The 8,755-nt window shown below is 65.0% G+C and carries 11 protein-coding genes; 7 read left to right on the top strand and 4 right to left on the bottom strand.

Going from position 1 to position 8,755, the window contains the following annotated elements:
• The 3 genes from ACHWRX_RS09675 to ACHWRX_RS09665 all read right to left on the bottom strand — a co-directional run.
• Positions 1-616 (bottom strand): DNA-methyltransferase (locus tag ACHWRX_RS09675; RefSeq protein ID WP_394659033.1); only part of this gene is annotated, 616 nt, incomplete at its 3' end.
• 127 nt (positions 617-743) lie between these two features.
• Positions 744-1,649, bottom strand: coding sequence for an oxidoreductase (locus ACHWRX_RS09670; RefSeq protein WP_394659032.1), 906 nt, complete (start codon positions 1,647-1,649; stop codon positions 744-746).
• Positions 1,646-2,305 carry a ribonuclease HII gene (locus ACHWRX_RS09665; RefSeq protein WP_394659031.1) on the bottom strand — a complete coding sequence of 220 codons (660 nt, stop codon included), beginning with the start codon at positions 2,303-2,305 and terminating at the stop codon, positions 1,646-1,648. Before ACHWRX_RS09665 ends, ACHWRX_RS09670 begins: the two co-directional genes overlap by 4 nt.
• On the opposite strand from ACHWRX_RS09665, the gene ACHWRX_RS09660 reads away from it, so the two are divergent.
• The 7 genes from ACHWRX_RS09660 to ACHWRX_RS09630 all read left to right on the top strand — a co-directional run bounded on the left by ACHWRX_RS09660 (position 2,304) and on the right by ACHWRX_RS09630 (position 7,812).
• Complete coding sequence (locus ACHWRX_RS09660; RefSeq protein ID WP_394659030.1) at positions 2,304-3,500, top strand: PQQ-dependent sugar dehydrogenase; 1,197 nt, start codon at positions 2,304-2,306, stop codon at positions 3,498-3,500. The two genes, ACHWRX_RS09665 and ACHWRX_RS09660, sit on opposite strands and share 2 nt — an antisense overlap.
• Positions 3,501-3,553: 53 nt before the next feature.
• A complete protein-coding gene (locus ACHWRX_RS09655; protein ID WP_058737972.1) occupies positions 3,554-4,066 on the top strand; it encodes a GNAT family N-acetyltransferase in 513 nt (170 codons plus the stop codon).
• 87 nt (positions 4,067-4,153) lie between these two features.
• The gene (locus ACHWRX_RS09650; protein WP_394659029.1) at positions 4,154-4,699 is read left to right on the top strand and encodes a DUF1285 domain-containing protein; all 546 of its coding nucleotides are present in this window, start codon (positions 4,154-4,156) and stop codon (positions 4,697-4,699) included.
• The gene (locus ACHWRX_RS09645; RefSeq protein ID WP_394659028.1) at positions 4,696-5,289 is read left to right on the top strand and encodes an NUDIX hydrolase; all 594 of its coding nucleotides are present in this window, start codon (positions 4,696-4,698) and stop codon (positions 5,287-5,289) included. Before ACHWRX_RS09650 ends, ACHWRX_RS09645 begins: the two co-directional genes overlap by 4 nt.
• A complete protein-coding gene (locus ACHWRX_RS09640; protein WP_394659027.1) occupies positions 5,282-6,463 on the top strand; it encodes a CCA tRNA nucleotidyltransferase in 1,182 nt (393 codons plus the stop codon). The genes ACHWRX_RS09645 and ACHWRX_RS09640 overlap by 8 nt, the downstream gene beginning before the upstream one ends.
• A gap of 56 nt (positions 6,464-6,519) precedes the next feature.
• Entirely contained in the window at positions 6,520-7,164 is a 645-nt protein-coding gene (locus ACHWRX_RS09635) for a retropepsin-like aspartic protease (protein ID WP_183617420.1), read from the top strand.
• A 153-nt stretch (positions 7,165-7,317) separates the two neighbouring features.
• Positions 7,318-7,812, top strand: coding sequence for a DUF4188 domain-containing protein (locus ACHWRX_RS09630; protein WP_394659026.1), 495 nt, complete (start codon positions 7,318-7,320; stop codon positions 7,810-7,812).
• Between the two features lie 65 nt (positions 7,813-7,877).
• On the opposite strand, the gene ACHWRX_RS09625 is transcribed toward ACHWRX_RS09630, so the two are convergent.
• Positions 7,878-8,755: DNA gyrase C-terminal beta-propeller domain-containing protein (locus ACHWRX_RS09625; protein ID WP_394659025.1), on the bottom strand; the 878-nt coding region annotated here is incomplete at its 5' end.

The following is an 8,755-nucleotide window of genomic DNA, read 5'->3' as shown; positions in this document are numbered from 1 at the left end:
CCTTGTGCCCGCCTTTTCGCAGCCGTTCCTGCCCGCCGCAAATCGGCAGCACCCAGTCAGAGCGCATCTGCAGCTCGTCGTTCAGGGTCTTCATCGCGGTATAGTTGAAGGTGTACTTCGCCTTCTCACCCATCGACGCCCAGATCAGCGTTTCGTGCGCATTAGTAAAGCGCGTGCCCTTGAAGTTGGGCATCGGATTGGCCTTGCGCCAAACGATGTCGTTCAGGATCCAGAACCCCGCGTCCTGAAGGCTAGCGCCGACGCGGAAGATGTTGTGGTATGATCCGATCACCCACAATGAACCGTCCGGCTTCAGGATACGGCGTGCCTCGGCCAGCCAGGCGCGGGTGAAGGCATCGTAGGTGGCGAAGCTGTCGAACTTGTCCCAGTGATCGGTCACCGCATCAACATGGCTGCCATCCGGGCGCGAGAGATCGCCGCCGAGCTGCAGATTGTAAGGCGGATCGGCAAAGATCATGTCGATCGACGCATCGGGCAACGACCGCATCGCCGCGATGCAGTCACCATCCAGAATCTGGCCAAGCGGCAGCAGTTCCTTGGGCACGGGCGCTGGTGCCCTGGCCCTGATCCGCTCTTTGGTGAGTAACTGCCCCATGCCTCCTCCATCGCACCCGTCAGCGCCTAGGGTGAGTCTTTCTGGAGTCCGCGTCAAGAGGCGACTCGCCAAAATCAGGCGAGTCGCTTGGCGGGAGTGGGCGTCTGAAAACGCTTATCGAGTCCGCTCAGACAGTTAGATCGACGCCGGTCAGCTTCACCGAAACGTCCCAAAGCCGTCGCGCGGTCTCCGGATCGCGAGCCACAACCGTCGGCTTTGCCGGGCCTGACGGTCCCGCCATTTCGAACCGCTGCTGCGGGCCGTAATAATCGCCCCCCTGCGCATCGGGCCAGGTGGCGGCCTGCAAGGCGGGCCACGCGCCTTGCTCGGCATCGTTGAGGAACACACCCGCCAGGGGCCATAAGCCGCGCAGCACCACCGGCAGATGCCGCGACAATTCCGTGGCGGCGACACCGGGGTGGCAGGCGATGGCGCGCACCGGAATGGAGGCCGCTCGCAACCGGCGATCCAGCTCAAGGGCAAACACCAGGTTCATCAGCTTGCTGGCCGCATAACGATCGGAGCGGTTGTATGATTGGTGGGCATCGAGATCGACCCAGTCGATCCGGCCCCGCTTGTGCGCCACGCTGGAGGTGACCACCACGCGGGAGCCTGGCGTCTCAGTCAGTTTATTCACCAGCAGCAGGGATAGCGCGTGGCAGGCGAGATGGTTGACGCCGAACTGCAGCTCATGCCCCTGCGCCGTGCGCTGCAAGGGTGGCAGCATGACCCCGGCGTTGTTGAGCAGTACATCGACCCGCGGCTCGCGCGCGATCACCTCTGCGGCTGCCTTCACGCTGTCGAGGTCTGACTGGTCCAGCTTCACGAATCCCAGGTCGGCCCTGGGCACGTTGTCGCGGATGCGGACCATGGCCGCGCGGGCCTTGTCCTCGTCCCGACAAGCCAGCAGGACACGCGCGCCGCGCTCTGCCAGCACTTTGGCGGCGGCGAAACCGATCCCCGTGTTCGCCCCGGTCACGACCATGCATTTGCCGGTCTGATCCGGCACATTCGCTTGCGTAAAATCGGTCACACCGTGGGCTCCAGTTGAAGGCTGAGCTGCGCGACGGGGGCGAAGCTGCGACGGTGATGTGGGGTCGCCCCATGGGCTCGCAAGGCGGCCAGATGCTGCGGCGTGCCGTAACCCGCGTTGCGATCCCAACCATAATGCGGGTGGGCCGCGGCCAGATCACGCATCAGGCGATCGCGATGTTCCTTGGCAATGATCGAGGCTGCGGAGATACAAGGCTCGATTGCATCGCCACCCACGATCGGGCGTGCTTGCCAGCACCATTCGGGGCGCCGACCGGCGGGCGTCAAATTCCCGTCGATCAGCACTTCACGCGGCGATGAGCCCAACTTCTCGCACAAGCCCTGCACCGCCAACGTCATCGCCAGCATCGTCGCGCCAAAAATATTGAGGCGATCGATCTCCTCCACGTCCACCACGCCTACGGCCCACTGGCAGCGGCGCTTGATCGTGGCTTCCAGCACTGCGCGGCGTTCGCGCGTCAGCTTCTTGGAGTCGTCCAGCCCCGATGGGCGCGGCTTGCACAGCACCACGGCAGCGGCCACCACCGGCCCTGCCAGAGGCCCGCGACCGGCTTCATCGACGCCGATAACGTAGTCGCAGATTGTTTCAAAAGGTTGCGCGGGAACAGGTTGGGGAGAATGCGTTATTAACGGCATGATCGACTTCGGTGGCTCCGTTCGCCTGCTCGCCCTGTTATCGCCCCTCGCCGTCGCGGTCGCAAGCTGCGCCGGCGCCGCACCGGGGGAAAAGCGCGACGGCGGTGAGGCCAGCGTGAAGGACGGATTGCGCACGCAAGTCCTTGCCCAATTCAAAGAGCCTTGGGCGATGGAGTTCGACCAAGGCACCGGTATCCTGTTGGTGACGGAGCGTAGCGGAACCATGAAGTTCCGTACGCCCGATGGCAAGATCGGGACCGTCTCTGGCCTCCCCAAGGTCGCCTATGGCGGACAAGGCGGCCTGGGCGATGTCGTATTCGCGCCCGGCCAAGCCGGGTCCGGCAAGACTTTGGATGGCCGCACGATCTATCTCAGCTGGGCAGAGGCCGGAGATGGTGACACGCGCGGGGCAGTGGTTGGCCGGGGCGCACTCGCTTGCGCCACGCCCCTCTCGTGCCAGTTGAATGGGTTGAAAGTGATCTGGCGGCAAACCCCGAAGGTCACCGGCCAGGGGCACTATTCGCATCGCATCGCCTTTTCGCCCGATGGCAAATACCTGTTCGTCAGCTCGGGTGAGCGTCAGAAATTCACCCCGGCTCAGGACCTGACCGGCAACCTGGGCAAAGTGCTTCGCCTCAACCTTGATGGCACTCCCGCCGCCGGAAACCCTTTCGCTAACCGCGGCGCGCCGTCCGATCAGATCTGGAGCTATGGCCACCGCAATCTGCTGGGCCTCGCTTTCGATCCGCAGGGCCGGCTCTGGGACATGGAGCATGGGCCCGCAGGCGGTGACGAGTTGAACATCATCAAGCCGGGCCAGAACTATGGCTGGCCTCTCGTCTCCAACGGCGATCACTATGACGGACGCGCGATACCCCGTCATTCCACGCGCCCGGATCTGGCCGCGCCCGCGATAAGCTGGAACCCGGTTATCGCGCCAGGCAACTTCATGTTCTACACCGGGACGATGTTCCCGCAGTGGCGCGGCCAGGCGCTGGTCGGCGGGATGAAGCCCAATGTCCTGGTGCGCGTGGCGATCGAGGGGGAAAAGGCCCGCGAAGTAGCGCGTACGCCCATGCCGCACCGCATCCGCGATCTGGCGCAGGCGCCCGATGGCTCGCTCTGGGTGTTGGAGGATGGCAAGGAGAGTGGCGCTGGCCGGCTCCTGCGCCTGACGTCTGCCGACGCACGATAGAAAGCGCGATTAAGGTCGACATTCTCGCCCCCCGCCCCTATCGGCGCGCGGCCATGTCCGAAGCCGCGATCATTCCGCTCGACAATGTCGACCCCGCCCTCGTCGAGGAACTGCTCGACCGTGCCTTCGAACCGGGCCGACACGCGCGCACCGCTTATAAGGTGCGTGACGGTATGGACTGGCTTCCCGCGCTCAGCTTCGCGGCGCTGGACAAGCGAGAGATGCTAGTGGGCACGATCCAGTGCTGGCCCGTGGCGCTGACCGCACCGGACGGACGGCCGCATCCGATGATCATGGTCGGCCCCGTCGCCGTCCTGCCCGAAAAGCAGGGCGAAGGCTTCGGCAAGGCGCTGGTCACCGCCAGCCTTTCCGGCATCGATTCGCGCGCGCCGCTGCCGCAAGTGATGATCGGGGACGCGGAATATTACGGCGAGTGGGGCTTCGTTGCCGATCATACGTCCGGCTGGGAACTGCCCGGCCCGTTCGAGGCGCACCGCCTGCTGGTTCGGTGTGACAATCCCGCCGTGCTTCCCGGAGCCGGCACGCTGGGGCCCTGGACGCGATAAACCGGGCGGCGGAGGAAAAGGGCTCTCCGCCCCTCTCTCTCCCTCTCGCCATTGTTGCGCGCGTTCCTATCTGGCATCGCGAAAGCCATGCCCTACGAACCGCCCCCCGAACTCGCCACTTTGTCCCTCGCCCAGATCGCCGGGCTGGTGGAATCGCGCAAGCTGCCGCCGCTCGACAGTTGGTCTCCAGCAGACCAGGGCGACAGCGAGATGCGCATCGCCGCGGATGGCCGCTGGTTCCACCAGGGTGGGGAAATCCGCCGCCCGGCCATGGTCCGCGCCTTCGCTTCACTGCTCACCCGTGATCCGGAGGGACAGCATTGGCTGGTCACCCCGGTTCAGAAGCTGTCGATCGCGGTGGAAGACGCCGCGTTCATCGCGGTGGACGTGCGGCAGGATGGGGACGCCCTGGCGTTTCGCCTGAACACCGATGATCTCGTGATCGCCGGCCCGGACCATCCGATCCACGTACGTGGCGACGCCGACAATCCCGCGATCTATCTGGGCGTGCGCCACGGCACCGAAGCGCGCCTCAACCGCAGCACCTGGGCGCAGTTGGCGGAAATCGCGCTGGCGGGCGATGGCACGTCCGTATCCAGCAAAGGGCAGAGCTTCCCGCTTCTTCCGGCATGAGCGATCTGTTCGACAGGGTTTCGGCGCTGTTCCATGAGGGGCAGGAAGATAGCGAGCCGCATATCTGGACCGATCCGCGCATCACCAAGTTCGAAAGCTTCCGCCCGGCGGCGGTGCTGATGGCGATGACCGAGCGAGAGCGCCCCGGCTTCCTGTTCCTCCACCGCCCCTCGACAATGCGCGCTCATCCAGGACAAATCGCCTTCCCGGGTGGTCGGCTCGATCCCGGTGAAACCGCTGTGGAAGCCGCTTTGCGAGAGGCCTGGGAAGAGCTGGGCATCGCCCCACGCGATGTGCGCGTGATCGGCACCACGGACATCTATCGCACCGGCACCGGCTACGAGATCACGCCGGTCCTGGCGGTGATCCCGCCCGATCTTGAGATCGTGCCAAACCCCGCCGAAGTGGCCCAATGGTTCGAAGCGCCGGTCGACTTTGTGCTGGACCGCGAGAATCAGGTACAGAAAACCATCGAGGTGGGCGGCAAGGTGCATCCCTTCATCGAAATCGACTGGCAGGGCCACGCCATCTGGGGCGTCACCGCCGCAATCGTCCACAACCTGTCGCAAAGGCTGCGCTGGCATGGCTGAGCTTCCGTCCGTCGACTGGACCCGGCGAGAGGATTTGCGCGCCCTGTTCGCGGCGCTGGGCGATGGCAATGGCCGCTACGTCGGCGGGGCAGTGCGCGATACGCTGCTGGGCTTGCCGGTAAAGGACATCGACGTGGCGACGCCGCTTCCCCCGGCCGACGTGATCGCGCGCCTCGATCAAGCCGGTATCCGCAACATCCCCACGGGGATCGAGCATGGCACCGTCACGGCGCTGCTGGCGGGCAGGCCGGTAGAGATCACCACCTTGCGGCATGACGTCTCCACCGATGGCCGCCGTGCCACCGTCGCTTTCGCCACCGACTGGCGCGAGGATGCCGCCCGGCGCGATTTCACGATCAACGCGCTCTACGCCGATCCGGTGACGCTGGCGATTTCGGACTGGTTCGGCGGACTGGATGATCTGGCGGCGCGGCGAGTGCGCTTCATCGGCGATGCCCGCCAGCGCATCCGGGAGGATCACTTGCGGATCCTGCGCTACTTCCGCTTTCAGGCGCGGTTCGGCAGCCAACCCGCTGATGCCGAAGCGGAAGAGGCCTGCGCCGAACTGGCCTCAACACTGAAAGGTCTTTCGCGGGAGCGGATCGGGATGGAGATGATGAACCTCCTTGGCCTGCCGCAGCCCGCGCCCACTATCGCCCGCATGGCCGAGCTTGGCGTGCTGTCTCAGATCCTTCCCGAAGCCCAGCCCGAGACTTTGGCCGACCTGGTGGTTCAGGAACAGACCCAAGGCGTTGCGCCTGATCCACTGCGCCGTCTGGCCGCGCTGCTGCCGCCCGATCGGCCGCTGGCCGAACATATCGCCTCGCGATTTCGCCTCTCTTCGGCGCAGAAAAAGCGTCTGGCGCTGGCCGCCGCCCGTTCCGACGAGCCGGATGATGCGCGCGCGCTGGCCTATCGGCTGGGGCCGAGTGAGGCACTGGATCGGCTGCTGCTCGCGGGACAGTCGATCGCACCGCTCGACAACTGGGACGTGCCAGCCTTTCCCCTGAAAGGCGGGGAGATCGTCGCGCGCGGGATCGACGCCGGGCCGCAAGTCGCCCGAACCTTGCGCGCCTTGGAAGACCGATGGATCGCGGAGGGCTTCCCCCCTCGCGAGCGGGTGCTGGCGATGTTGGACGAGGTTGCGCCACAGCCGCTGCAAAATCGTCCCTGACGCACTACTTCAGGATGATCAGCAAGCAGTCAGCTTGCCCTTGCTAGGAACCTTGGGTGGACTTCCCCGGACTGATACAATTCCTGACGCAGCAGCCGCTGCTGACATTGGCCTTCGTGTCGATATTCGTGACCGCGGTGGGCGGCGTACTGCGCGGCGCCTCGCCGGTTCTGGGCGGCTTCGTGCGCGGCGTGGGCAACCTCGGCCTCGTCGCAGCATTGCTGCTGACGATCGCCCAGGTGACGCGCTTTACCAGTGGAAACGATTTGGCGCTGCCGCAGATCGGCATGCCGGAGCAATCGGTTCAGGGCGGTGAGACGCGCGTGGCGATGGACCGCGATGGCCACTTCTGGCTGCGCGCCACGATCAACGGCGTGCCCAGCCGCTTCCTCATCGACACCGGCGCGACCCTGACGGCGATCTCCCCCGCCCTGGCCGAGGCGGCGCAGCTGAAGGAGAAACCCTTTCCGCAAGCGATCATGATGCGCACCGCCAATGGCACCGTGCAGGCCCAGCTGACCTCGATCGACGAACTGCGCTTTGGCAGCGTCGTCGCGCGCGATCTGGATGCCGTGGTCGCCCCGGGGCTGGGCGATGCCAACGTGATCGGCATGAACCTGCTTTCTCGCCTGGCCAGCTGGCGCGTGGAGGGCCGCACGCTGATCCTGGTGCCTCACCATCCGCAGGATGAGAACAGCTAGTTCGGTTGACGAGGGCTGCGACGGCCAGGCTGCGCGGATAAACGGGCGTCTCGTTCCATCCACGATGCTGGTTGCAGACATCCAGGGGCCGTGCGAATTTGCCGCCATCCATCGCCCTATACCCGCAGGGTTACAGAGGAGTGCTGGGCGAAGATGGACGATATGACATTGCGAGCCGAACGCCTTTGCGCGGAAACCACCGAAGACATCGTCGTGTTTGCCATCGGCATGCGGATCAATCGCTTCTGGAAGATATGGAAGTGGCTGCCAGTAGCGCGTGAAATGCCGAAGATGCTGAAGGAACAGGAAGCTGACCCTTCAATCGGCCTGCTGTCAACGCGCTTCATGTTCGGCTTTCGTAACATCGGGGTGCTTCAGCTCTGGCGGTCGACCGACGACCTGAATGCTTACGCTCACAGCGCCGGCCGGCTACACCTTGATGCCTGGAAGCGGTTCAATGCGCGCATCGGCACGAGCGGCGACGTCGGCATTTGGCATGAAACCTATTCCGTTCCCAAGACAGGCATTGAATCCATTTTTGTCAACATGCCGCCCTATGGATTAGGCGTCGCTGGGGAATTGTTTCCAGCGCGCGGCGATAGGGCCAGCGCCGCAAAGAGGCTCCGACGGCGGTCAGGCGGCAGCTAGGCCCGGCTTCTTCGGCAAACCACCCAATCCCCACCACTTCGGCAAGAACAGGCCTGCCGCCCGGCCTAGAACTTGTTATCCCTGGGAAAGCCCTGTGGCGGCAATCGACCGGCTGCGCCGCGTGCGACCTTCCAGGGCATGAGGTCCTTTTCGACCCGGGTCCGCCCGCTGTCGCCACCCATGGTCCAGGAAAGGCCATCTTCCAGCTTCAACGTCACCGCGTCAGACATGCCGCCATCGCGATAGCGTTGCAGGGTGACGCCTTGACCCTTCGCCATGATCGGCAGCTCTTCCAGGCTGAAGACCAGCAGCTTGCGGTTATCCCCCACCACCGCAACGTGATCATGGGCGCTGGGGATTTCCCGCACGAGCGCCAGGCGCACGCCGGGCTTGGTGCTCATCACCGCCTTGCCGCGCCGGGTATCGGCGAGCAGTTCGTCCGTCTCCGCCGCGAAGCCGCGCCCCAGGTTGGAGGCGAGCAGCAGCTGTCCCTTGGGCCGATGCACCAGCAGTGCCACGACGTGCGCATCGGGATCGATGTCCAGCATCGTGCGGACCGGTTCGCCAAAGCCGCGCGCCCCCGGCAGCTTATCAGCGCCCAAGGTGTAGAACCGGCCGTTGTCCGCCGCGATCAGCAGCTTGTCCGTCGTCTGCGCGTGGAGCGCAAAGGCCGGCCCATCGCCTTCCTTGAACTTGAAATCGCTATCCAGCGCCACATGCCCGCGTGCGGCCCTGATCCATCCCCGCTGCGAGAGAACCACGGTGACCGGCTCCTTCTCGATCATGGCATCCATGCTGAACGCCACCGTCGGCGTCGCCTGGGCGATCGTAGTGCGGCGACGGCCGAGTGCGGTGTCCTCGGCGTAATCCTTGCGCAGATTGGCCAAGTCGCGCTTCAGGCGCGTGCGCTGACGGGCCGGGCTGTCCAACAGGGCCTGCAATT

The organism is uncultured Novosphingobium sp. (assembly GCF_964277725.1).
Lineage (GTDB): Bacteria > Pseudomonadota > Alphaproteobacteria > Sphingomonadales > Sphingomonadaceae > Novosphingobium > Novosphingobium fluoreni.
Note: the sequence above shows the minus strand (reverse complement) of the source record. Positions and strands in the feature narration are given on the sequence as shown.